At 73.2% G+C, this 23,102-nt stretch carries 25 protein-coding genes; 12 read left to right on the forward strand and 13 right to left on the reverse strand.

The window, feature by feature from the left end; translation table 11 throughout:
* Nucleotides 1-6 precede the first annotated feature (6 nt).
* The gene (locus ABZ899_RS08120) at nt 7-327 is read right to left on the reverse strand and encodes a DUF5955 family protein (RefSeq protein WP_361342388.1); all 321 of its coding nucleotides are present in this window, start codon (nt 325-327) and stop codon (nt 7-9) included.
* A gap of 176 nt (nt 328-503) precedes the next feature.
* Between ABZ899_RS08120 and ABZ899_RS08125 the strand changes: the two genes are divergently transcribed.
* Together ABZ899_RS08125 and aceB are read left to right on the forward strand one after the other, a co-directional pair.
* Nucleotides 504-1,106, forward strand: a complete 603-nt coding sequence (locus tag ABZ899_RS08125) for a nucleotidyltransferase family protein (RefSeq protein ID WP_361342391.1) — start codon at nt 504-506, stop codon at nt 1,104-1,106.
* A 211-nt stretch (nt 1,107-1,317) separates the two neighbouring features.
* On the forward strand, nt 1,318-2,940 hold the full coding sequence (aceB, locus tag ABZ899_RS08130) for a malate synthase A (RefSeq protein WP_361342393.1): 1,623 nt from the start codon (nt 1,318-1,320) through the stop codon (nt 2,938-2,940).
* On the opposite strand, the gene ABZ899_RS08135 is transcribed toward aceB, so the two are convergent.
* The 4 genes from ABZ899_RS08135 to ABZ899_RS08150 all read right to left on the reverse strand — a co-directional run bounded on the left by ABZ899_RS08135 (nt 2,930) and on the right by ABZ899_RS08150 (nt 6,262).
* Nucleotides 2,930-3,223, reverse strand: a complete 294-nt coding sequence (locus ABZ899_RS08135; RefSeq protein ID WP_361342396.1) for an Rdx family protein — start codon at nt 3,221-3,223, stop codon at nt 2,930-2,932. The two genes, aceB and ABZ899_RS08135, sit on opposite strands and share 11 nt — an antisense overlap.
* Nucleotides 3,220-4,134 (reverse strand): HipA family kinase, encoded by a 915-nt coding sequence (locus tag ABZ899_RS08140; protein WP_361342399.1) that lies wholly within the window; start codon nt 4,132-4,134, stop codon nt 3,220-3,222. The genes ABZ899_RS08135 and ABZ899_RS08140 overlap by 4 nt, the downstream gene beginning before the upstream one ends.
* A gap of 144 nt (nt 4,135-4,278) precedes the next feature.
* A complete protein-coding gene (locus ABZ899_RS08145) occupies nt 4,279-4,608 on the reverse strand; it encodes a hypothetical protein (protein WP_361342402.1) in 330 nt (109 codons plus the stop codon).
* Nucleotides 4,609-4,741: 133 nt separating this feature from the next.
* Nucleotides 4,742-6,262, reverse strand: coding sequence for an IucA/IucC family protein (locus ABZ899_RS08150; RefSeq protein WP_361342405.1), 1,521 nt, complete (start codon nt 6,260-6,262; stop codon nt 4,742-4,744).
* 94 nt (nt 6,263-6,356) lie between these two features.
* Between ABZ899_RS08150 and ABZ899_RS08155 the strand changes: the two genes are divergently transcribed.
* Genes ABZ899_RS08155 through ABZ899_RS08165 form a run of 3 tightly spaced genes read left to right on the forward strand, consistent with a single transcriptional unit; the run spans nt 6,357 to nt 9,974 of the window.
* Nucleotides 6,357-7,862, forward strand: coding sequence for an IucA/IucC family siderophore biosynthesis protein (locus ABZ899_RS08155; protein ID WP_361342408.1), 1,506 nt, complete (start codon nt 6,357-6,359; stop codon nt 7,860-7,862).
* Nucleotides 7,863-7,905: 43 nt separating this feature from the next.
* Nucleotides 7,906-9,174, forward strand: a complete 1,269-nt coding sequence (locus tag ABZ899_RS08160; RefSeq protein ID WP_361342410.1) for a VWA domain-containing protein — start codon at nt 7,906-7,908, stop codon at nt 9,172-9,174.
* Nucleotides 9,174-9,974 (forward strand): hypothetical protein, encoded by an 801-nt coding sequence (locus tag ABZ899_RS08165; RefSeq protein WP_361342413.1) that lies wholly within the window; start codon nt 9,174-9,176, stop codon nt 9,972-9,974. Before ABZ899_RS08160 ends, ABZ899_RS08165 begins: the two co-directional genes overlap by 1 nt.
* Before the next feature lie 61 nt (nt 9,975-10,035).
* Here the strand turns inward: ABZ899_RS08165 and ABZ899_RS08170 are convergent, their stop codons facing one another.
* Complete coding sequence (locus ABZ899_RS08170; RefSeq protein ID WP_361342416.1) at nt 10,036-10,662, reverse strand: winged helix-turn-helix transcriptional regulator; 627 nt, start codon at nt 10,660-10,662, stop codon at nt 10,036-10,038.
* Between the two features lie 87 nt (nt 10,663-10,749).
* Between ABZ899_RS08170 and ABZ899_RS08175 the strand changes: the two genes are divergently transcribed.
* The 7 genes from ABZ899_RS08175 (at nt 10,750) to ABZ899_RS08205 (ending at nt 17,185) form a co-directional block, all read left to right on the forward strand.
* Nucleotides 10,750-11,958 (forward strand): pyridoxal phosphate-dependent aminotransferase, encoded by a 1,209-nt coding sequence (locus ABZ899_RS08175; RefSeq protein WP_361342419.1) that lies wholly within the window; start codon nt 10,750-10,752, stop codon nt 11,956-11,958.
* Between the two features lie 95 nt (nt 11,959-12,053).
* Entirely contained in the window at nt 12,054-14,327 is a 2,274-nt protein-coding gene (locus ABZ899_RS08180) for a hypothetical protein (RefSeq protein WP_361342422.1), read from the forward strand.
* A 14-nt stretch (nt 14,328-14,341) separates the two neighbouring features.
* Nucleotides 14,342-14,743: a DUF5955 family protein gene (locus tag ABZ899_RS08185; protein ID WP_361342425.1), complete on the forward strand. Its 402-nt coding sequence runs from the start codon at nt 14,342-14,344 to the stop codon at nt 14,741-14,743.
* A gap of 102 nt (nt 14,744-14,845) precedes the next feature.
* Complete coding sequence (locus ABZ899_RS08190; RefSeq protein WP_361342428.1) at nt 14,846-15,445, forward strand: histidine phosphatase family protein; 600 nt, start codon at nt 14,846-14,848, stop codon at nt 15,443-15,445.
* Between the two features lie 71 nt (nt 15,446-15,516).
* The gene (locus ABZ899_RS08195) at nt 15,517-16,143 is read left to right on the forward strand and encodes a hypothetical protein (protein ID WP_361342431.1); all 627 of its coding nucleotides are present in this window, start codon (nt 15,517-15,519) and stop codon (nt 16,141-16,143) included.
* 50 nt (nt 16,144-16,193) lie between these two features.
* Nucleotides 16,194-16,616: an acyl-CoA thioesterase gene (locus ABZ899_RS08200; protein WP_361342434.1), complete on the forward strand. Its 423-nt coding sequence runs from the start codon at nt 16,194-16,196 to the stop codon at nt 16,614-16,616.
* A 119-nt stretch (nt 16,617-16,735) separates the two neighbouring features.
* Nucleotides 16,736-17,185, forward strand: coding sequence for a spore-associated protein (locus tag ABZ899_RS08205; protein ID WP_361342437.1), 450 nt, complete (start codon nt 16,736-16,738; stop codon nt 17,183-17,185).
* Between the two features lie 75 nt (nt 17,186-17,260).
* Here the strand turns inward: ABZ899_RS08205 and ABZ899_RS08210 are convergent, their stop codons facing one another.
* From ABZ899_RS08210 to ABZ899_RS08240, 7 genes are all read right to left on the reverse strand, one after another.
* The gene (locus ABZ899_RS08210) at nt 17,261-18,652 is read right to left on the reverse strand and encodes a nucleobase:cation symporter-2 family protein (protein WP_361342440.1); all 1,392 of its coding nucleotides are present in this window, start codon (nt 18,650-18,652) and stop codon (nt 17,261-17,263) included.
* Nucleotides 18,653-18,906: 254 nt separating this feature from the next.
* Nucleotides 18,907-20,283, reverse strand: coding sequence for an 8-oxoguanine deaminase (locus ABZ899_RS08215; RefSeq protein ID WP_361342443.1), 1,377 nt, complete (start codon nt 20,281-20,283; stop codon nt 18,907-18,909).
* 123 nt (nt 20,284-20,406) lie between these two features.
* Nucleotides 20,407-21,348 (reverse strand): factor-independent urate hydroxylase, encoded by a 942-nt coding sequence (gene pucL / locus ABZ899_RS08220; protein ID WP_361342446.1) that lies wholly within the window; start codon nt 21,346-21,348, stop codon nt 20,407-20,409.
* Nucleotides 21,349-21,352: 4 nt separating this feature from the next.
* Nucleotides 21,353-21,745 carry a hydroxyisourate hydrolase gene (gene uraH, locus ABZ899_RS08225; RefSeq protein WP_361342449.1) on the reverse strand — a complete coding sequence of 131 codons (393 nt, stop codon included), beginning with the start codon at nt 21,743-21,745 and terminating at the stop codon, nt 21,353-21,355.
* A gap of 14 nt (nt 21,746-21,759) precedes the next feature.
* Nucleotides 21,760-22,269, reverse strand: coding sequence for a 2-oxo-4-hydroxy-4-carboxy-5-ureidoimidazoline decarboxylase (gene uraD, locus ABZ899_RS08230; protein WP_361342452.1), 510 nt, complete (start codon nt 22,267-22,269; stop codon nt 21,760-21,762).
* Between the two features lie 123 nt (nt 22,270-22,392).
* Complete coding sequence (locus ABZ899_RS08235; RefSeq protein WP_361342455.1) at nt 22,393-22,761, reverse strand: helix-turn-helix domain-containing protein; 369 nt, start codon at nt 22,759-22,761, stop codon at nt 22,393-22,395.
* Nucleotides 22,758-23,009 carry a hypothetical protein gene (locus ABZ899_RS08240; RefSeq protein ID WP_361342458.1) on the reverse strand — a complete coding sequence of 84 codons (252 nt, stop codon included), beginning with the start codon at nt 23,007-23,009 and terminating at the stop codon, nt 22,758-22,760. The genes ABZ899_RS08235 and ABZ899_RS08240 overlap by 4 nt, the downstream gene beginning before the upstream one ends.
* Nucleotides 23,010-23,102: the final 93 nt, after the last annotated feature.

Consider the following 23,102-nt stretch of genomic DNA (forward strand, 5'->3'; position numbering starts at 1 on the left):
CGGAACCTATCCCCGGCCGCGCGGGGGCGCCCCGAACATCTCCACGGCGTCCCGCACCTGGGTCAGTCCTGGCGACAGCGCGCTCACCGAGCCGATGGCCCCGGCGATCAGCAGTAACGACCGGCGCAGCCGTGGCGCCTCGGGCGCCCCGTCGGCCGTCATCGCGGCCAGCGCGGCCAGTTCCTCCTCGGCGATCCCCCGGTCGGGGAAGTCGGCCGGGTGCGCGGCGAGTTCGCGGCGCAGACGGGACACGGCCGTCCGCAGCTCCGCCACCCTCGGATCCTCGCCTGTGCCCGTCACCGACCTCTGCCCCAAGCTCCGCAACAAAGCCCTCCCCCTCGCACGCCGTTGTGCGCCACCAGCCGCGCGCCCTCGCCGAACGCCCCTAGGGGCGCCGGGGACGCGGGTCAGTAAACGCCACCCCGTACCGATCCGCTACAGCGCGGACGGAAATTCAGCCCTGCGGGGCGCCCCCTCGCGCGGGTGTCAGGTATGCAGGACGCATGACGGACTCACGAGCCCTCCCGGTGGCCGGTCTGCTCCTCGCGGCCGGCGGCGGCAGACGGCTGGGCGGACGGCCCAAGGCCCTGCTGGCGCATCGCGGCCGGCCCCTGGTCGAGCACGCCGCCGGAGTACTGCGCGCGGGCGGCTGCGCCCGCGTGCACGTGGTCCTGGGGGCGCGCGCGGCGGACGTACGTCAGCGGGCGCGGCTCGACGGGTGCCTCCTGGTGGAGAACCCGGAGTGGGCCGAGGGGATGGGCTCCTCCCTGCGGGCCGGGCTGGACTCGCTGGCCGATTCGGACGCGCGTGCGGCGCTCGTCCTGCTGGTCGACCAGCCGGGCATCGGCCCGGAGGCGGTGGCGCGGGTCCTCTCGGCGTACCGGGACGAGTCGTCCCTCGTCTCAGCCGCGTACGGCGGCGTCCGCGGGCATCCCGTGCTGTTCGGCGCGGCCCACTGGGCCGGTGTGAGCGCGGCCGCCACCGGGGACCGGGGGGCGCGCGCCTACCTCAGGGAGCACGCGGACTCGGTCGCGCTCGTCGACTGCGGTGATGTGGCGGAGCCGTACGACATCGACACGGAGGCCGATCTCGCCCACCTGGAGTGACCGCGGTGACACCCGGCGCCACCCCGCGACGGCACCAGGAATCTCGACATCAACAAACCATTGAACTTCCACCATGAGGAAACTAGTATCCACTGATCAGAAGCGCTCTGGCCGTTCGACGGACGCTTCGCCCCGCATCCGGGAAGACTGGCACCCGGTGTCACACAGCTCGACCGCTCGCCCCACCGCCCGCTGAAGGAAGTGACAGCTCATGTCCGCACCAGCGCCGTCCCCGCTGGCCATCGTCGACGCCGAGCCCCTGCCCCGGCAGGAGGAGGTCCTCACCGACGCGGCCCTCGCCTTCGTGGCCGAGCTGCACCGCCGCTTCACGCCCCGCCGTGACGAACTCCTCGCCCGCCGCGCGGAGCGCCGCGCCGAGATCGCCCGCACCTCCACGCTCGACTTCCTCCAGGAGACCGCCGCGATCCGCGCCGACGACTCCTGGCAGGTGGCCCCGTGCCCGCCCGCGCTCCAGGACCGCCGGGTCGAGATCACCGGCCCGACCGACCGCAAGATGACGATCAACGCCCTGAACTCGGGCGCCCGGGTCTGGCTCGCGGACTTCGAGGACGCCTCCGCGCCGACCTGGGAGAACGTCGTCCTCGGCCAGCTCAACCTGATCGACGCCTTCACCCGGAACATCGACTTCACCGACGCCGGCTCGGGCAAGTCGTACGCCCTGCGTCCCGACGACGAGCTGGCCACCGTCGTCATGCGCCCGCGCGGCTGGCACCTCGACGAGCGGCATCTCCAGCTCGACGGGCAGCCGGTCCCCGGCGCCCTCGTCGACTTCGGCCTGTACTTCTTCCACAACGCGCGGCGCCTGATCGAGCTTGGCAAGGGTCCGTACTTCTACCTGCCGAAGACGGAGTCGCACCTCGAAGCCCGCCTGTGGAACGACGTGTTCGTGTTCGCCCAGGACCACCTCGGCATCCCCCGGGGCACCGTCCGGGCCACCGTGCTGATCGAGACGATCACGGCGGCCTACGAGATGGAGGAGATCCTCCACGAACTGCGCGACCACGCCTCCGGGCTCAACGCCGGCCGCTGGGACTACCTGTTCTCCATCGTCAAGAACTTCCGGGACGGCGGGCCGAAGTTCGTCCTGCCGGACCGCAACGCGGTCACGATGACTGCCCCGTTCATGCGGGCCTACACCGAACTCCTCGTCCGCACCTGCCACAAGCGCGGAGCGCACGCGATCGGCGGCATGGCGGCGTTCATCCCGTCCCGCCGCGACGCCGAGGTCAACAAGGTGGCGTTCGAGAAGGTCCGCGCCGACAAGGACCGCGAGGCCGCCGACGGCTTCGACGGCTCCTGGGTCGCCCACCCCGACCTGGTCCCGATCGCCATGGAGTCCTTCGACAAGGTCCTCGGGGACAAGCCGCACCAGAAGGACCGGCTGCGCGAGGACGTGCACGTCGAGGCGGCCGACCTCATCGCGATCGACTCGCTCGACGCCAGGCCGACGTACAACGGGCTCGTCAACGCCGTGCAGGTCGGCATCCGTTACATCGAGGCCTGGCTGCGCGGGCTGGGTGCGGTCGCCATCTTCAACCTGATGGAGGACGCGGCCACCGCCGAGATCTCCCGCTCCCAGATCTGGCAGTGGATCAACGCGGGCGTCGAGTTCGAGAACGGCGAGAAGGCCACGCCCGCGCTGGCCCGCGACGTCGCCGCCGAGGAGCTGCGGAACATCAGGCAGGAGCTGGGCGAGGAGGCGTTCGCCGCCGGCCACTGGCAGGAGGCCCACGACCTGCTGCTGGAGGTCTCCCTGGACGCCGACTACGCCGACTTCCTGACCCTGCCGGCGTACGAGCGGCTCAGGGGCTGACGGCGTCCGGACCGGCCTTGTCCGAGTGGCCCAGGGACTTCCCCGGGGCCACTCGATCCCGTACGGCGCGCTTGACCGCCGTGGGCTCGGGGAAGCCCTGCTCGCGCCGGTCCCAGACCGGCTCGCCGTCCACCCGGACGACGAAGACCCCGCCCTTGCCCGGCCTCAAAGCCAGCTCGGACAGCTCCGCCTCGAAGGTGGTGAGCAGTTCCTGCGCCAGCCAGGCCGCGCGGGGCAGCCAGCCGCACTGGGTGCAGTACTCGATCTCGACGCGGCCGCTCATCCCAGGTGCACCGATCCGTCCTGTTCCACGGCCGGCTTGCCGTGCAGGTCGGGGACCCGCTTGAGCCAGTCCGGCCGGCCTCGCTGTGTCCTCGCCGCCCGCGCGACGTCCTCGGCGGCGAGCTCCTCCCGGGTCGGGAAGCCGGTGGGCAGCCACGCGGCGGACGCCCGCACGCGCGCGTGCAGATGCGCGACATAGGCGTCGCGCGCCTCCTCCGGCGTGGCGAAGCCGGGTTCGGCGGGCAGCCAGGCGTCCGGCACCGCCGCCACGACCTCCCGCAGCAGGTCCCCCGTCACCCGGGGCGCCAGCTCCGCGTCCGCGGCGCGCACGTCGGGGCCGTACTGCCCGAGGGCGTGGTGGCGCAGGTCGTAGGCGCGCTCCGGGTCGGAGGCGTCCCAGCGGTGGTGGAAGACGAGGGCCGCGCCGTGGTCGATCAGCCACAGCCGGGGCGGGACGGTGCCGAGGGTCGGCCAGACCATCAGGTTGGAGCTGTGCACGGTCCGGTCGACGTTCGCGGTCAGCGCGTCCAGCCAGACGACCCGGCCCGCCTCCAGCGGGTCCACGCGGAACGTCTTCGCGACCTCGGGGGTGAAGTCGCGGGCGCCCGGCAGGTAGTCCATGCCGAGATTGACCCCGGCGCTGGCGGTGTGCAGGTCCCGCACCTCCTGGTGCGGCTCGCCGTCGGCGACCGCGGGGTCGAAGTGCACCAGCACCAGTTCCGGGAACCGCAGGCCCAGCGCGCGGGCCAGTTCGCCGACGATCACCTCGGCGACGAGGGCCTTGCGGCCCTGCGCGGAGCCGGTGAACTTCACGACGTAGGTGCCGAGGTCGTCGGCCTCGACGACGCCGGGGACGGAGCCGCCGGACGTCAGGGGCTCGATGTAGCGGGTGGCTACGACCTCTCTCAACATCCGACCCCTGCTTTCGGCCTGCGGTACGGACCGAGCATAGTCGGGATCACCTCGTGCCGGAGGGGGCGGCCGCCGCGCCGGACGGCTGCGCGGACTCGTCGACCGAAGGAGGCGGGCGGGCGCTGGTCCCGCGCCCGTATCTCGTCAGGCGTCGTCGTGCGGGCGGCCGGTCGGGTCGTGGGGGCGGGTGGGCTCCGGTACGCGGGGGCGCGGGGGCTCCGGCTTCTCGGGCGGGATGAGCGTCTGGACGGCCAGGCCCGCCGCGACCAGTCCGGAGGCGAGGAGCAGGCCCTGCGGCAGCATCGCGCCGGCGGTCAGCATCACCACCGAGGCGGCGAGCAGCGCCCAGGCCCCACGCCGGCCGCGCGGGCCGTCCGGCGGCGGAGGCCCCGTCTCCGGGACCCGGGTGGGACGCGGGTCGGAGCGTCGTGGCCGTGCGCCGAGGGAGTGCGGGGGCCGGGTCGGGTGCGGCATACCTCCTCCTTCCGGGGGCCGGGAGGCCGGGGGTTCACTGTCACCCTCACACGCCGGGGGGCCGGGACCATCGGGTCCAGTACCCATTTCGCGGCTTGTGCGCCCCGGACCGCCGAGGGCCCGGGCCCGTCGTTCACCCGTCTTCCGCCAGCGGGTTCGGCAGCGGCAGATAGCGGGCGTCCGCGCCGCCCGCGCCCGTCCAGCGCAGCAGCAGGTTGGTCTTGCCGGGGAGCGTGGGGGCCGACAGCAGGGCCGGGATCTCGGGGAGGTCGTGCCGGGCCAGCTCGCGGCGGACCGCCGGCCAGGGGTCGAACCCGCGGTGGCGGGCGCCCAGGGCCCCCGCGATCTCGGCGAGGTGGTTGACGACCAGGCAGTACACCAGCCGCTCCCAGCCGGCCGCCCGGGACACGTCCCCGAGCAGCTTCACGCCCTCGGCGTCCCGGAACAGCGCCTGCACGGGAAGGCCGCCGGCGTCGACGGCGACCAGGGAGTTCTGCAGGTGCGCCTCCAGGACGACGCCGTGCGTGTCGAACGCCGTCAGCGCGGGTGGGACGACCTGGGCGAGGTAGGCCTCCCACCAGGCCGCCGGGTCCCCGGCTGCGTCCAGCGGGCTGCCCTCGAAGCCCTCGACGAGCGCGGCGGCCAGCAGCGGTGTCGCCCCCGGCCGGACCTGGCCGCGCAGCCCGTCGCGCACCAGGACCGCCAGCTCCTCGAAGGCGAACGAGGCGGTGCGGTAGCCGCGGTCGCTCAGCCAGGCGGCGTCCTGGCCGGCTAGGGCCGCGGTGGCCGCCGCGTCGGTGCGGCGCAGCCGCAGCAGGTCGTGGCGCCACAGCCGGCGGATGTCGTTCGTGATGCGGACGTCGAGGCTGAACTTGAGGAACAGGTCGTGCCCGGGCGCGTACAGCGTGCGGATCGCGGCCGTCGGCCGTGCGTCGAAGGCGGTCGTGCCGAGCCGGACCAGCCGGCCGTCGGCGAAGGCGGGTTCGAGGTCCACCAGGTCGAGCTGCCAGGGGTGCGCGGGCAGCAGCCGGTAGCCGGGCGGGGCCGCACCGAGGGCGTCCAGGCCGGTCGTGTCGCCCTCCTCGACGACCAGGTCCTCGCGCAGGCCGAGCAGCGCCAGCGGGAAGCGGGCGTACGCCTCGGGCGCGTACGGCAGCCAGGCCGCGACCGGGCCGCCGCCGCGCGCCTTGGGCGCGGGGTGGTACGGGTGGCCGGTGAGGAGGGACTGCTCGGAGCGCAGATAGAGGTCGCCGGGCGGCACGGCACGCGCGCGTGCGGTGAGCAGGGCGGCCAGCGCGTCCCGGCTGTCGATCATCTCGGCGGGCAGCTCGTGGTTGGACAGGCCGGTGTGGCGGCGCAGCTCGTCCGCGACGAGTTTGACCAGCTCGGTGTGGCCGACGCGGCGCCAGGCGCCGCCGGTGAACACCTCGGGTTCGGCGGGCCGGCGCGCGCCGAGGACCCGCAGGAGGCGGCCCGAGCCGCGCAGCCGGTGCACCCGCCGCTCGTCGTCCGGCGCGTCCGCCCGGGCCGCTCCGTCGCGCTGCGGCTCGGCCACCTCGCGGAGCAGGCAGTTGAGCAGCGGGGCGGTCGCCAGGGCGTCGGCGCGGGCCGCGGCGTCCGCGGCGGTCGGCGGGGTGAGGTGCACGCGATCCACTGGTTCCCTACGGTCCGTTCAGGCGGGAGACGATCAGTATGGCTGTCGTCGGCGGCCGTCCCGACGCCCTACACGTACCCCGAGGAGTCCTCCCGTGCATCGTCCTCCGAGCGCCGAGGCCGAGATCGCCGCCGAACTGGCCGAGGCCCGCCCCGCCCTCGTGCCCCGGTACACGGCCGCGCTGCCGGGGGCCAGGGCCGCGGTGCTGACCCGGCTCTGGCGTGCCCTGGCGTACGAGCCGCTGCCCTGGGTGACCGGCCGGGACGGGGGCGGGGAGGGGCTCGTCCTGCGGCTCGGGGACGGCCGCCGGCTGGACGGGCCGCGGGCGGACCCGTACGCCACCGCCGCCTACGTCACCTCCGTGCGGCTGGACGGGACGGTGTACGACGATCCGGTCCGGCTGCTGACGGACCTGGCCGTACCGCACGGTGGGGCGCTCACCTCCGAGATCGGGCACAGCGTGGCCTCCTTGGCCCTCGCGCGGGCCGCGCAGGACTCTCACCCGAAAGAGTGGCCGGAGCACGACTGGGAGTGGGAGCAGCGCGTGGTGGACGGGCATCCGTTCCACCCCAACTGCCGTTCCCGGCCCGGTTTCTCGGTCGCCGAGCAGCTGGCGTACGGGCCGGAGCACCGGCCGGTCGTGTCGCTGGCGCGGGCTGCGGTGCGGGCGGACGGGTGCCTGGTGACGGGCGTGTGGCCGGAGGAACTGCGGGACGGGGACGACCTGTTGATCCCGGTGCACCCGTGGCAGGCCGAGCATGTGCTCAAGCGGCCGTACGAGGACTGGGCGGACGCGCATCCGCTGATGTCGCTGCGCACGCTGGCCGTGCCCGGGGGGCCGCACGTCAAGACGGCGCTGAGCGCGCGGCTGACGTCCTCGGTGCGGGACATCTCGGTGTACTCCGTGGGGATGTCGCAGACGCTGTCCGGGTTCGCGGCGGACCTCGGGGACCGGCTGGACGGGCAGGTGCACTTCACGCGCACGCTGGGGGCCGTGGCGGCCGGGTCCGCGGATCTGGCGGCCGTGCTGCGGGAGCCGCCCGGCCGGTACGCGGGGCCCGGCGAGCGGGTGGTGCCGGTGGCCGCACTGCCGGGCACCGGACTGCCCGCCACCGGCGCGTGGCTGGCGGCGTTCGCACGGCTGGCGCTGACGGCGGGGCTGCGGCTGCTGGAGATGGGCGTGGCGCTGGAGGCGCACGGGCAGAACCTGCTCGTCGTGCTGGCCGCGGACGGGGCGCCGGTGCGGCTGGTCTACCGCGATCTCGCCGACATCCGGATCAGCCCGGCCCGGCTGGCGCGGCACGGCGTCCCGGTGCCGGAGCTGACCGGGCGGATCGTCACGGACGACGTGGCGGTCCTGCGCCGCAAGCTGTTCGGGTCCCTGGTGGCCGGGGCGCTGGCGGGCACCGCGGGTTCGGGGCCGGCGTTGCGCGCGGCCCTCGCGGCGGCCGTGCCGGACCTGCCGGTGACCGGGGACCTGGCGGCCCTGCGCGAGGAGGAGGTGCCCGCGAAGGCGCTCACACTGATGCGGCTGTCGCCCGGGGTGGGCGGGGACCAGTGGACCGCCCTGCCCAACCCGCTGCGGCAGGACGTGTTCTGACCCCGGTTTGGAGCGGGCCGCCCCCGGTCACTAGGCTCCGCCGATGATCATACGAACACGGCTGGCGGCCGGGGCGTGCGCCCTGCTCGCCCTGCTCGCGACCGGGCTGGCGTTCCCGGCCGGGGCGGTCGCCGACGAGGTGAGCGCGACGGCGCCCAAGGTCGATCTCGTCCTGGACGTGAGCGGCTCGATGCGGGCGCGGGACATCGACGGCCAGTCGCGGATGGCCGCGGCGAAACAGGCGTTCAACGAGGTGCTGGACGCCACGCCCGAGGAGGTCAGGCTCGGCATCCGCACGCTCGGCGCGAACTACCCCGGCGACGACCGCAAGACGGGCTGCAAGGACACCGCGCAGCTGTACCCGGTCGGCCCGCTGGACCGCACCGAGGCGAAGGCCGCGGTGGCCACCCTGTCACCGACCGGCTGGACGCCGATCGGCCCGGCGCTGCTCAAGGCCGCCGAGGACCTCGACGGCGGCGAGGGCTCCAAGCGCATCGTGCTCATCAGCGACGGCGAGGACACCTGTGCGCCGCTCGACCCGTGCGAGGTGGCGCGGGAGATCGCCGCCAGGGGCATCGGACTGACCATCGACACGCTCGGCCTGGTGCCGAACACCAAGCTGCGGCAGCAGCTGAGCTGTATCGCCGAGGCGACGGGCGGCACCTTCACCTCGGTCGAGCACACCGAGGAACTCACCGACAAGGTCAACCAGCTGGTGGACCGGGCGGCCGATCCGGTGGTGACACCGGTCGCGACCGACGGCGCGGACCGCTGCGAGAAGGCGCCGACGCTGAAGTCCGGCCTGTACACCGACCGCGAGGAGTTCGGGCAGCAGCGCTGGTACCGGGTCGACGTGCGACCCGGCCAGGAGCTGCGGGCCTCGGTGAGCGTGGCGGCCGACCGGGCGGTGAACCCGTCGTACGGCGTGCTGGTGCGGGCCGTGACGGCCAAGGGCCGGGAGATCGTGCGCGGCGAGGCGGCCGGCACCGGCCGCACGGACGTCGTGTCGGCCGGTCTGCGCTACCCGAAGGCGGAGGCGGACGACGACGAGGAGGACGCCCCGGCGGAGACCGTGTGCCTGCAGGTGACGCACTCCTTCTCGGCGGGCTCCGGCGTGAAGACCGCTCCGGGTCTGCCGCTGGAGCTGACGGTCGACGTCGTGGACGGGCCGTCGCCCGCCCGGGACGTGGCCTCCTTCGGTCTCGGGCGCGGCTGGTGGCTGCTGGGCGCGCTGATCCTCGCCGGCTTCCTCGCCGGCCTCGTCTGGGGCTGGCTGTCTCGCTGGCGCGTCGCGGTCTGGAGGACCAACTGATGCGGATGACACGTGTGCTGGGCGCGGCCCTGCTCACCCTGGGACTGGCCGCGGGACCCGCCGCGGCGGACTCCTCGCCGTCGCCGGGCGCGTCGGAGGATGCGGACGCGCCGACGCGGGCGGGCACCTCGTTCCGTACGGCGACCGAGGTCGAGCAGGGGCAGACCGCCACGGCGAACGCCTCCACGGGTGACTACCTGTACTGGTCGTTCCCCGCCGACACCGGTCAGCGGCCGACGGTCGAGGCGACGGTGAAGCTGCCGGCCGAACACGCCGCCGAGACCTGGCAGATCGACGTGTACGACGGTCTGCGGCGCCGCCAGGCGTGCCGGTTCGGGGCGCAGACGCGCACCGCGGCCGCCGGTGCCGCGTCGGTCGAGCTGGCCTGCGCGCTGCGGACCGTGCGCGGCTGGTCGGAGCCGTGGGACGGGGACCCGCTGCCGGGCACCTACTACGTGCGGCTGACGGCGGTGGACGTGCCGGCCTCCGTGCTGGGGCAGCCGGTGAGCGCCGAGGTGCGGATCGGCTCGCAGGACGCCGGCGGAGCGGCGGCGGTGGACGGTTCGCTGGCGCAACCGTTGGTCCCGGGCGCCGGGGTCACCCGGGACGAGGAGGAGAAGTCCGGCGGGGAGGCGCTGCTCGCCAGTCTCGAACCCGATGACGGCTGGGCCTCGGGCTGGTGGTCCGACCGCTGGGTGTGGACGGGGCTCGGCGGGGTGCTGGCCGCGCTCGCGGGCATCGGCGGGTACGCGCTGACGCGCGGCCCGGGGCGCCCGCCGAGGGTGCCGCCGACGGCCTGACGGCGCGTCATGACAGGCCGCGGGGCCCGCCGTACGTCGCGTACGGCGGGCCCCGCGGCGTTCACCCGTCGAGCAGCGCCTTGGCCAGGGCGCCGTCCCCGGTCACCGTGGCACGGCCGTCCCGTACGACGTCCGTCAGGCTCGCCTCGCCGCGCGCCAGCGCCTCGCAGGTCGCGGAGTCCAGGACCAGCCGCGCGTCGGGCTCGCGGGGGGCGCGCCCGTCGCCGTAGACGGGTCCCTCCCCGGCGCCGACGTGGAGGTGGAAGTCGCCTTCCTCCAGGCGCACTTCGAGCAGTCCCTCACCCTCCAGCGACGACAGCAGCGGCAGGGCGAACCAGTGTGCGCGGACGGCGTCGGTGGGCCGGCGCTCGCCCAGCTCGGACCGGCCCCACTCCCCCAGCGCCTGCAATACCGGCAGCAACCGCCGTCCCCGCTCGGTGAGTTCGTAGACGTAGGCCGCGCCGGGCGGGGGCAGGCGGCGCCGGGTGCTGAGGCCGTCGCGCTCCATGTCCTTCAGCCGCGAGGCCAGTACGTCCGTGCTGACCCCGGGCAGGTCCGCGTGCAGGTCGGTGTAGCGCCGCGGGCCGGCGAGCAGCTCCCGGACGATCAGCAGGGTCCAGCGGTCGCCGACGGCGTCGAGCGCCCGGGCGGCGGAACAGTACTGGTCGTAGCTTCGGCGAGGTGACATGCGACGCAGTCTAGACACGTTGTTGGACTTTCCAAGCTCGCACTTGGTAAAACCAAGCACCACACGAATCCGGAGGGGCGAGCGCGCATGGAGTTCCGGCAGTCGAGCAAGCTGAGCGAGGTCTGCTACGAGATCCGCGGTCCGGTGATCGAGCACGCGAACGCACTGGAGGAGGCGGGCCACAGCGTGCTGCGCCTCAACACCGGCAACCCCGCCCTGTTCGGGTTCGAGGCGCCGGAGGAGATCCTCCAGGACATGATCCGGATGCTTCCCCGGGCGCACGGCTACACGGACTCGCGCGGCGTCCTGTCCGCCCGCCGGGCCGTGGCGCAGCGCTACCAGACCCTGGGTCTGGAGGTCGACGTGGACGACGTCTTCCTCGGCAACGGCGTCTCCGAGCTGGTCTCCATGGCCGTACAGGCCCTTCTGGAGGACGGCGACGAAGTCCTCATCCCGGCACCGGACTTCCCCCTGTGGACCGCGGTGACCAACCTCGCGGGCGGCAAGGCGGTGCACTACCTCTGCGACGAGCAGGCCGACTGGTACCCGGACCTCGACGACATGGCCGCGAAGATCACCGACCGCACCAAGGCCGTCGTCATCATCAACCCCAACAACCCGACGGGCGCGGTGTATCCGAAGGAGGTCGTCGAGGGCGTCCTCGACCTCGCCCGACGGCACGGCCTGATGGTCTTCGCCGACGAGATCTACGACCAGATCCTCTACGACGACGCCGTCCACCACTCGGCCGCCGCCCTCGCCCCCGACCTGGTGGTCCTCACGTTCTGCGGCCTGTCGAAGACCTACCGGGTGGCGGGTTTCCGCTCGGGCTGGCTGGTCGTCACCGGGCCGAGGCAGCACGCCAAGGACTACCTGGAGGGCCTGACCATGCTGGCCTCCATGCGGCTGTGCGCCAACGCGCCCGCGCAGTACGCCATCCAGGCCGCGCTCGGCGGCCGGCAGTCCATCCGGGACCTGACCGCGCCCGGCGGCAGGCTGCGCGAACAGCGCGACGTGGCCTGGGAGAAGCTCAACGAGATCCCCGGCGTCTCGTGCGTGAAGCCCAAGGGCGCGCTCTACGCCTTCCCGCGCCTGGACCCCGAGGTGCACCGCATCCACGACGACGAGAAGTTCGTCCTGGACCTGCTGCTGCGCGAGAAGATCCAGGTGGTCCAGGGCACCGGCTTCAACTGGCCCTCCCCCGACCACTTCCGCATCCTGACGCTCCCCCACGCCGACGATCTGGAGGCGGCGATCGGGCGGATCGGACGGTTCCTGAGCGGCTACCGCCAGTAGGGGACGGAGGTTCGCGGATTCGCGGTCGCGGAGAACGGGGATGCCATAGAGTGCCGCCACCGATCGCAGCGGCCAGGGCATGGGGGGACCCCGGAATGAGACCGTCCGGCTTACGCGGCCGTCCGCTCCTGCTCGTCGCGCTCCTCCTGGTCGTGGGCAGCCCCTGGGTGCAGCGCCCGCTGGGCGAGTACTACTGGGACCGCTACCTGAGCAGCGGGGACCAGCCCTGGCCGCTCACCACGGCGTTCATGCCCTCCTGGGGCTACTCCCCCGACGGCTACGCCGGCGTCGGGTACCTGATCACCAACGACCTCCACGCCCTGCTGCTGATCGCCGGGGTCGTCCTGCTCCCGGCCCGGCTGCCCGCCCGGCTCCCGGCGTGGCTGCGCCGGGTCGGCGGTGCCGTGCTGGTGTCGGTGGCTCTGCAGGCGCTGGTCTGGGCGCTGCCCGGGCTGTTCCGACCCGAGCGCTACCGGTTCGAGCAGTCCGCCGAGGTGCTGTGGTACCTGCTGCGCCAGGGTCTCCTCTTCGGTCTCGCGGCCGGCGCGCTGCTCGCCCTGCTCGCGGCCGGACCGTCCGCCACCCCGTTCCCCGGTGCCCGGCCGGCACCGGCCCGTCGCAGGAGAGAGGGAGGAACCGGCATGACGACCGGTCCGGTCCACATGCCCGTCGGCAGCGCACCCGGTGACGTCACCCGCTATCTGTGCACGGCCGCCTACGTCGACGAGCGGTTCGCCGACCGGGTGGTGGAGGAGGTGCTGGCCGACGAGGCCAGCGCGGTGGCGCCCTCCCCCGACGTCGACCTCGTGACCGTCGTCCGCCACTGCCTGACCGCGCGGGAGCTCCGCCGGCGGCGGGACCAGCGGCTCACCGGCGCGTTCGCCCTGGTGGCCGTCCTCGCCCCGCTGTGGGTGCTGTTCTCGCTGGTGCTGCTGTCGACGGCCCGGCGCACCGGCGCCCGCCCGAGCCTGGCCACCCGCGGCCACCACCAGCCCGAGAGCCGGGTCCTGATCGGCACCGGCGTCTCCGCCGCCGTCATGGTGCTGGTCGCCTTCTACGTCGGCTACGGGATCTCGGCGGCGCCCGTGTCCGGGTTCGCCGCCTGGCTGCTCGGCGCGTACGGGGGCGGCGTGCCCGCCGTCCTGGCGTCGATCGCCGCCGTCGCGTTCGCGTGTGCCACGGTCGTGCGCCACGACCTCGCGATCGACGGGCTGCTGCGCACCACCCTGACCCGCGAGGCGTTCCCCCGGCAGCCCCGCCCGACCGTGCCGCGCCACAAGTGGATCGCGGACCGGCTGGCGGCGATCAGGGAGGCGCAGAGCGGCAACGTCACGGTGTACAGCGGCTACACGCCCTTCATCGGCTACGCGGGCACCAGCTCCACGTGGTCGATCGCCGTGCCGCTGCTGCCCGCCGACGACGCCGGCAAGGTGAAGGCGCGCCCCGCCGCGCCGGAGCCCTTCACCGTCACCGACCTCGTCGACCACGTACGGGAGCGGCTGCGCACGGTCGCCGGGCACGGCACCGGGGACGGCGCGGCGGACGACGGCGCGGACACGCTGCGGTCCCTGTTCGTCGAGGACCGCGTCTTCGCGAGCGGGACGGCCGTCGGCGACGACGAGCGGTTCACCAGCGGCACCGGGCTCGCGCCGGTCGCCCGGCTGTCGCCGCCGGAGGTCGACCGGATCATCGAGCGCCCGACCGGCGCCGTCCGCCACCATCTGGCCGTCCATGTGCCGCTGTGGGGCGGGGACGTGGTGCCCAGCGTGTTCCTGCACTTCTCCACCGCGGGCCGCACCCTGCACCTGCACTGCGACAACCACGTCCTCGGGCCCGTGCGGGCGGACTACCACGTCGTGGACCGGCTGCGCGGCCCGCTCCGGGAGGACGCCCGGCGCGGTCTGCTGGTCACCGCGCTGTCCCGCACGGGCCCGGCGTTCCTCGCCGCCCCGTTCCGCGCGGTCCGGCACGCCCGCTTCGAGGCCCGGCACCACCGGCGCATGATGGACGAGCTGAAGGCCATGGAGCAGGACCCCGTGTTCGACTTCGGTGCCCGGGTGAGCGTGCGCGAGATGGCGCTGAGCCCCGACTACCACAACTACTTCCAGGTGCTGGACGCCGGGCGGATCGTCTCCCTGGTCGAGCGTCACACCCTGGCCGCTCTCCGGGAGTTCCTCGACTCGCGCGGCTACGACATCACCGACTTCCGCGCACAGCAGCAGACGATCCTCAACCAGGGCGTCATCCAGCAGGGCGGCATGAGCTTCGTCGGCAACCAGGCGGTCGGGGCGGGCGCCAGCGCCACCCAGACCGTCCCCCGGCAGACCGGCCCGGCAGCCGTCGGCGGCGCCGGCGGTTCGGAGAAATAGGAGAGCGATACGGCATGCGTCACGAGGACGGACCCCAGGACCCTCCCGTCAACAACGGCATCGTGATCAGCGGCGGCACCCACCACGTGGGCAACCAGGCCGTCGGGCACCGGGCGCAGGCGTTCTCCGGGTCGGTGTCCTTCCCGGCCCAGGACCCCGCTCAGACGGCCCGTACGGCCGAACTGCTCGCACAGGTCGAGCGGTTGCTCCAGGAGCACCGGGAGGCGCTGGCCGACCCCGACGCCACCGACCGGGAACTGCGGCGGCTGCGCGAGGAGTTGGAGGAGGAGGAACCGCAGCCGTCGGTGCTGCGACGCGCCCTGGACCGGCTCACCGCGTTCGTCGAGCCGGTGGCGCCGCTCGTCACGGCGGTGGGCCAGCTGGCGCAGTCGGTGCAGGCCCTCCCCGGCCCCTGAGCCGCGCACTCCCGCCCCCGGACGACCGTCCGGCCCAGTCCGCTCTGCGTCCCCCTGCCGTCGTATGGCAGGCTGCAGGCAGGCGAGCGGGAAGGGTGCGCGGTGGGTGAGGTCTTTCTGGTCCGGCACGGCGAGACCGAGTGGTCGCGGTCGGGGCGGCACACCGGCTCGACGGACGTGCCGCTGACCGAACGCGGCCGTGAGGAGGCCAGGCGGCTGGCACCGCTGATCCGCTCGCACCGGATCGGGGCCGCGTTCACCAGTCCGGCGCAGCGGGCCCGGGAGACGGCCGAGCTGATCGGGCTGCACGACGTGCGCGTGGACGCCGATCTGCGCGAGTGGGACTACGGCGGCTACGAGGGCGTGACGACCGTCGAGATCCAGCGTGAGCGGCCCGGCTGGTTCCTGTTCACGGACGGGGTCGCGCCGGGCCCGCCGGACCATCCCGGGGAGAGCCCGGAGGAGGTCGGGGAGCGCGCCGACCGGATGCTCGCCAAGGTCGACGCGGCGCTCGCCAACACGGAAGGCTGTGTGGTCCTCGTGGCGCACGGGCACTTCCTCCGGGTGCTCACCGCCCGCTATCTCGGACTGCCGCCCAGCCACGGGGCGCTGTTCCAGCTGGCCACCGGGGCGCTGTGCCGGCTCGGCACCGAGCACGGCCGCCCGGTGATCACCGGCTGGAATGTCAGACCCGGGCCGTAGCCTTCCGGGCGAAGGGGTGCGGCGTCCCGCGCGGGCGGGTGGCGCGCCGGACACCCGGGGAGGAGCACGCCGTGACGCGACCGCCGACCGCCGCCCAGCGCCGGGTCATCGACGCCGCCGACCCCGTCACGGGGCGGCTGAGGGGGACACCGGCCCAGCTCGCGGCGCTGGTGGGACGGGGCCTGGCCTTCCGGCACCCGCGCCCGCCGCACGATCACTTCCTGACTCCGGCGGGGCACCGCCTCAGGACACCGGAGCCCTCGCGGACAGAGCCTGCGCAAGCCCCCGAAGCCGGGCGGGTCTTCGCCGCGCGGATCGGCGGGGAGGAGCGGCCGCAGAGCGGTCCCGCCCGCGTCCGTGAGGTGCACAGCGCCTGGCAGGGCCTGCTGGAGCTGCGCCGGATGACCAACCCGGACGAGGCCGTGGACCGGCCCTGCGCCTGGGAGCGCGGCCATCTCGTGCAGGCCGCCGCGCTCGCCCTGGAGGCCGCCGGGCACCGGCCGGCCGAGGGGGACGGCGAGGACGGCTACCGGGTGCGGGCCACGCCCCAGCCGGACGCGGTCGCCGTGCGCGAGCCGGACGCCGCACGGCTGCGGGCCTGCGCGGCCACACTGGAAGGGGCGGGCTGGCAGGTCGGGGAGCACACCGAGCCGCGCACCCGGGCGCGCTATCTGCTGGCCTCCCCGCGCAGGGCGTGACCGGCGTGCCAGGATCGCTGCATCAGGCACCGACCGTCCAAGGGGTAGCAGTGAGCGAGCCTTTCTCCGTCCGGATCACCGTCCGCGGATACGAGACCGACGTGCAGGGCCACGTCAACCAGAGCGTGTACATCAACTACGCCGAGCACGCCCGCTGGTCGCTGCTCCAGGCCGCCGGGATCACCCAGACCGGGCTCATATCGAAGGGGGTCGGCCCGGTCGCCCTGGAGACGACCATCCGCTACCGGCGCGAGCTGGTCGCCGGTGACGAGGTCGACGTGACGTGCGTCTTCGAGTGGTCGGGCGGCAAGACGTTCCGCATCCGGCAGGACATGGTGAAGGCGGACGGCACGGTCGCGGCCGAACTCACCGCGATCGGCGGCCTGCTGGACCTCAAGGAACGCCGGATGGTCGCGAACCCGCAGGACTACTTCAAGGAACTGGCCACGGATCCGGGCCTGTTCGGGATCTGACACCACCCCCCGCCGAGGGGATGTGTCGACACGGCAGCAGATCCGAGCACAACCATTCGTATACCCCGCGGGTCACACCATGCAGGAGCAACCGACTCCAATGGACACCAGGGGGAAATATGCGATACGCACGTTCTGTCCTGTCCACCGTGGCGCTCGCGGCGCTGACCGTCGGCGGCACGGCCGCCCTCGCGGCACCCGCCTCCGCGGCACCCAACACCACCCCGCAGAAGGTCTGCGGCAGCGGCTACAAGACGGTGAACTCGGCGCCGGTGGGCTCGCTCGGCACCGTGTACCTGACGTACAACTCCACCAACGGCAAGAACTGTGTGGCCACCATCCGCAACACCCCGGGCACCGCCCAGGACATGTCGGCGTGGATCTACGTCAACGGCACCGACGAGTACGACGAGGACTACGGGCGCTACACCTCGTACGCCGGACCCACCTACGTCTACGGCAAGGGGTACTGCGTGGACTGGGGCGGTCACATCAAGAACGTGTACGTCCAGGTGACGGGCTCCAACTGCGGGGCTCTCAAGGAGAGCCGGGTGACCTTCACCCGCTGATCCGGCACCGGCAGGGCCGCGCGCCCCGGCAGGACTCCTCATGTCCTGCCGGGGCGCGCGGTGCCGTGAGGGGACTCAGGAGGCGGCCGGGGTCCGCTCGGGCTTCCCGGTGAGCTCCTGTGCCGCCTCCATCGGGTGGGTCACGTCCTTCGCGTCGCGGCCGCCGCGGCCCAGGTGGTTGAAGACCAGGTTCAGCAGCACCGCGGCCACGCAGCCGGTCGAGATGCCCGAGTCGAGCACGATCCGCGCGGTCACCGGGAAGGCGTGGTAGAACTCCGGCGCCGTGATGGGGATGATGCCGACGGCCAGCGAGACGGCGACGATGAGGACGTTGTTGTCCTTCTCCAGCCCGGCACGGACCAGGGTCTGGATGCCGCTCGCGGCCACCGACCCGAACAGGACGACGCCCGCGCCGCCGAGCACCGGGCGGGGCACGACCGCGATCAGCGAGGCCGCCATCGGGCACAGGCCCATCAGCACCAGGAAGCCGCCGCCGGCCGCGACGACGTACCGGCTGCGGATCCGCGTCATGGCGACGAGCCCGATGTTCTGGGCGAAGGCGCTGCACATGAACCCGTTGAAGAGCGGGCTGATCGCGGAGCCGAGGGTGTCGGCGCGCAGCCCGGCCGCGATGGTCCGCTCGTCGGCCGGGCGGTCGACGATCTCGCCCAGCGCCAGCATGTCGGCGGTCGACTCGGTCATCGACACCACCATCACCACACACATCGAGAGGATCGCGGCGAGCTGGAACTGCGGCGCCCCGAAGTGGAACGGCGTCGGGAAGCCGACGACGTCCGCGTCCGCGACGGGAGCGAAGTCGGTGACGCCGAACGGGATCGCGAGCAGGGTGCCCGCGACCAGGCCGAGCAGGACGGCGATCTGCTTGACGAAGCCGGTGGTGAAGCGGCGCAGCAGCAGCACGATGAGCAGGGTGCCGCCGGCCAGGCCCAGGTTGGTGGCCGAGCCGTAGTCGTGCGCGGCCGGGTCGGGCCCCTGGGCCCAGCCGAAGGCGACCGGCAGGAGCGAGATCCCGATGAGGGTGATCACGGTGCCGGTGACGACGGGCGGGAAGAAGCGGACCGCCTTGCAGAACACGGGGGCGGCGAGGAAGCCGAGGAGCCCGGCGACGATGACGGCGCCGAAGATGATCGGCAGGGCGTCGTCCTTGTCGCCGGTGGAGGCGACGATCGCGGTCATGGGGGCGACACCGGCGAAGGTGACGCCGTTGACGAAGGGCAGCCGGGCGCCGATCTTCCACACGCCGAGCGTCTGGAGGAAGGTGGCGAGGCCCGCGGTGAACAGGCAGGCACCGGTCAGGAAGGTCAGGTCGGTGGCGGAGAGGCCGATGGCCGCGCCGACGATCAGGGGTGGGGCGACGACGCCCGCGTACATGGCGGCCACGTGCTGGAGGCCGGTCGTCGCCATCTTGAGCGCGGGGAGTTTCTCGTCAACGGGGTGGTCGGCCACGGCGGCTTGCCTCCGGTCGGTTGCACGGCCGCCCGGACGGCGGCCGTGGGTTTCAGGGAGGTGGTGCGGGTGGGCTGGGGTACCTCCCCGCTCGAGCGAAGCCGAGAGCTCGGGGGAGGGACCGGTCGTACGGGGACGGTGGACCGGTCCGGGGCGCGCGCGTGCGCACGCCCCGGCGACGGCCGCCCCGGGACCCGAGGGGTCCGGGGCCGCCGGCCGGGAGCCGTCCCTCCCGGCCGGAGTTCACAGGGGCGTTACGGTGCCGCGATCCCCGCGAGCCGCCGCGCCTCGTCCCGCGTGGCACGGGCGATGGCGTCCTCGTCGGCGGTGAGCAGCCGTCCGTCCTCGACGATCTGGCGGCCGTTCACGAAGGACGCGGTGACGGGGGCGGCCGCGCCGAACACGAGGGCGGTGACCGGGTCGGCGATGGAGGCGTGGGCGAGGGTGTCCATCCTCCACAGCACGAGGTCGGCCAGTTTGCCGGGTTCCAGGGAGCCGATCTCGGCCGAGCGGCCGAGGACCTGGGCTCCGCCGTAGGTGCCGAGCCGCAGGGCCTGCCGGGCGGTGAGGGCGGACTCGCGGTGGGCGCCGAGGCGGTTGATGAGCAGGGCGTTGCGCAGTTCGGTGTGCAGTTCGCCGGACTCGTTGGAGGCGGTGCCGTCGACCCCGAGGCCGATCGGGACGCCGGCGGCCAGCATGTCGGGAACGCGGGCGATACCGGCGGCGAGGCGGGCGTTGGAGGACGGGCAGTGTGCGACGCCGGTCCTCGTACGGGCGAAGGCGGCGATGTCGGAGTCGTTCATGTGGACGCAGTGCGCCATCCACACGTCCTCGCCGAGCCAGCCGGTGGACTCGAAGTAGTCGGTCGGGCCCATGCCGAACAGCTCGTGGCAGAACTTCTCCTCCTCCACGGTCTCCGAGCCGTGGGTGTGCATGCGCACCCCGAGGCGCCGGGCGAGTTCGGCGCCCTGGCGGAGCAGTTCGGTGGAGATGGAGAACGGGGAGCAGGGGGCGACGGCGACCTGGGTCATCGCCTCGAAGGAGGTGTCGTGGTGCTGCTTCACCGTCTCCTCGGTCGCGGCCAGCGCGCCTTCGAGGGTCTCGACGGCGAAGTCCGGGGGCAGTCCGCCGTCCTTCTCGCTGCGGTCCATGGAGCCGCGGGCGAGGGTGAAGCGCACGCCCATGTCGCGGGCGGCGCCGATGATCGCGCCGGACAGGTCGCCGGAGCCCTTCGGATAGACGTAGTGGTGGTCCATGGCGGTGGTGACACCGCCGCGGGCCATCATCGCGAGCGAGCCCTGCGCGGCGGCGCGGACCATCCGCTCGTCGATGCGCGCCCAGGTCGGATAGAGGGCGACGAGCCAGTCGAAGAGGTTGTGGTCGGTGGCCAGGCCCCGGGTGATCCACTGGTAGAAGTGGTGGTGGGTGTTGACCAGGCCGGGTGTGACGAGGTGACCGGTGGCGTCGATCCGGCGGACGACGTTCTCCAGGCCTTCGGGGGCGCGTCCGGCGCCGAGGGACTCGATGCGGTGGCCGGCCAGGACGACGTGTCCGGTGGCGTACTCGGTGTCGTGCGCGTCGACGGTCGCGATCGAACAGTTCTCGATGACGATGCGCTGGGCTGCTGCCATGGTGCGTCCTTTGCGCTGCTGTGGAGAGGGCACGGCAGGACCCCGGGAGTTTGAGTGCCGCGGCCGGCGGGCCCGGAGGGGCCCGGCCCCGCCCGCCGCGGGTGCCGAAGTTCGTGCGTCGGTCTACAGGTTGGTGAGGTCCGCCGGGATGCGCGCCTCGCAGCCGTCCCGCAGGACGGTGGCCTCGATCAGGCCGTAGGGGCGGTCGGCGGCGAAGTACACGGCTCCGTCGGGGGTGTCGTTCTTCAGCCCGAAGGGTTCCAGGTCCACCAGGAAGTGGTGCTTGTTCGGCAGGGAGAAGCGGACCTCGTCGATCTCGCCGCGGTGCTCGATGATCCGCGCGCCCATCTCGTACAGGGTCTGCTGCAGGGAGAGCGAGTAGGTCTCGGCGAAGGCCCGGAGCATGTGCTGCCTCGTCTGCTCGTAGGACTCGTCCCAGTCGGGCGCGGGCCGCTCGCCGTCGGTCCAGTTGAAGCGCCAGCGGGCGGAGACCTCGGTGGCCAGGATGCGGTCGTGGGTCTCCTGGAGCGTCGTGTACTTGTCCTTGACGTAGCCCCAGAATTCGGAGTTCGTCGAGTTCAGCACGGTGAGGTCCTTCAGGCCGGAGACGACCTCCCAGGACCCGCCGTCGTAGGTGATCTGGGTGAGGCGGGTCTCCCGGCCCTGGCGGACGAAGGAGTGCTTGATCTCCTCGCCGTCGGCGCCGGTGCCCTCGATCCGCTCCCAGGCGTACTCCTCGATGCGGATGCGCGCCCGGTGGATGGGCTCCTGGCTGGTCACGAAGTGCCGGGCGAGGTGGATGCCGAACTGCTCGGCGGATTCGATGCCGTACTCCTTGGCGAACGCGAACACCGTATTCTTGGTGGTGTCGGTCGGCAGGACGTTGGCGTTGGAGCCGGAGTAGTGGACCTCGGCCATGTCGCCGGACAGCGCGACGGAGACGTTCAGGTCCTTGATGTGGTGGGTGGTGCCGTCCCGCGTGATCCTGACGACTCGGTTCTCGGCCTTGCCGTACTGGTTCTGTCCCAGAAGCACAGGGCGGGCAGGGCTGGAGTGGGCGGTCATGTAGCTAGCTCCCTCGGTATACGGAGTAGCCGAACGGGTTGAGCAGCAGCGGTACGTGATAGTGCTCCCCGGGCGTCACGGCGAAGGTGATGGCCACCTCGGGGAAGAACACGGCACCGCTGTCCCGATTCGCGGGGGCGTCCTGCTGCGCATCGGCTTGCTTCTTCTCGAAGTACGGCTCGACGGCGAAGTCGAGCCGGACGTGGGTGGTGCCCTCCGGCGGGGCCGGGAGGTCTTTGCACCGCCCGTCCGCGTCGGTCGCGGAGCCGCCGAGCTCCCGCCAGTCCGCGGCGCGGCCCGTGCGGGCGGAGAGGCGGACGGCGACGCCCTCGGCGGGCCGGCCGGCGCTGGTGTCCAGGATGTGCGTGGACACGGAGGCGGTGGTGCTGGTGCTCATGGTCGGCGTCCTTGTCAGTCGTCGTCGACGAGGCGGGCGAGCCGGATACGGTTGATCTTTCCCAGCTCGGTGCGGACGATCTCGCGCTCCTGCTCGGGCGCGTTGCCGATCCGCTCCTTGACCGCGTCGCGCATCTGCTCGCCGGTCCGGCCGGTGGCGCAGATCAGGAAGACATGGCCGAACTTCTCCTGGTAGGCCAGGTTGAGTTCGAGCATCTCCGCCTTGAGGTCCTCGGAGGCGCCGGCCATGCCGCGCTGCTCGCGGGCCGAGGCCGGGTCGCCCGGCCGGGGGCGGCCGATCGGCGGGTGGCCGGCCATGGCCTCGGCGAGGTCGTCCGCGGTCAGTTCGGCCATGGCGGCGTCGCCGGCCCGGTAGAGCTCGTCGGGGGTGGCGTAGGGGCGGGCGGCGAGCAGCCGCCGCACCCAGGCGGTGGAGGCGCACGCCTCGTGGAGCGCGGCGTACGCCGCGTGCTCCTCCAGGGCGTTGAACCGGGCCAGGCCCGGGGGCGTGGGATTCGGCGTCACGGGAGCCTCCGTGGCCGCGAACGGCCTTCGTGCTGAACGGGCGTGCCGTTAGCTAACGCCTTGCGGTGACAGCACGTCAACACTTTGTTGAAAATTCCCGGTAACGAAACCGGGGAGCTCCGATCAGGGGTTCTTGTCCCGGTTCAGGTAGTTGTAGACCGTGAAGCGGCTGACCCCGAGCGCGCTCGCGACGGTCTCCACCCCATGCCGCACGGAGAAGGCGCCGCGCGCCTCGAGGCTGCGGACGACCTCCTGCTTGGCCTTGCGGTCCAGGTCGGCCAGGGGCTTGCCCGTACGGCGCTCCATGGCGGCCAGGATGTGGTCGAGGGAGTCGGCGAGCTGGGGCAGCCGCACGGCGACGACGTCGGAGCCGCGCCAGGAGAGCACGACGTCCTCGGGGCCGGCCTCGTCGGGCGGGAGGAGTTCGCCGCCCATGGCGTCGACCAGCGGCTTGACGGCCGCGATGAAGGTGTCGTCCCCGTCGCCGGTCACGCCCCGTCCTCCCCGATCACATTGACCTGGAGCGAGATCCGGGTGGCGCCCGCGCCGAGGCTCTTGCGCAGCAGGGCGTCCACGGCGGCGAGCACCGCGTCCGAGCCGCCTTCCGCCGTGTTGCCGAACGGGCCGACGTCCACCGCGTCCAGGTCGGCCGCCTCGATGACCTCGCGGGCCGCCACGGCGTGCGCGGGCGCCTCGTCGAGGTCGAAGGGCTCGGTCGTGAACTCCACTCTCAATCGCACGCGCACAACCTAACGCGCGGTGCCGTCATCCGCCGAGCCCTCTTGACAACCTTCGGGACCCGACGGCAGTCTTCCAATAAGCAGAAACAAACT

The sequence above is a fragment of the Streptomyces sp. NPDC046859 genome, from assembly GCF_040645135.1.
In the GTDB taxonomy this organism is placed as follows: domain Bacteria; phylum Actinomycetota; class Actinomycetes; order Streptomycetales; family Streptomycetaceae; genus Streptomyces.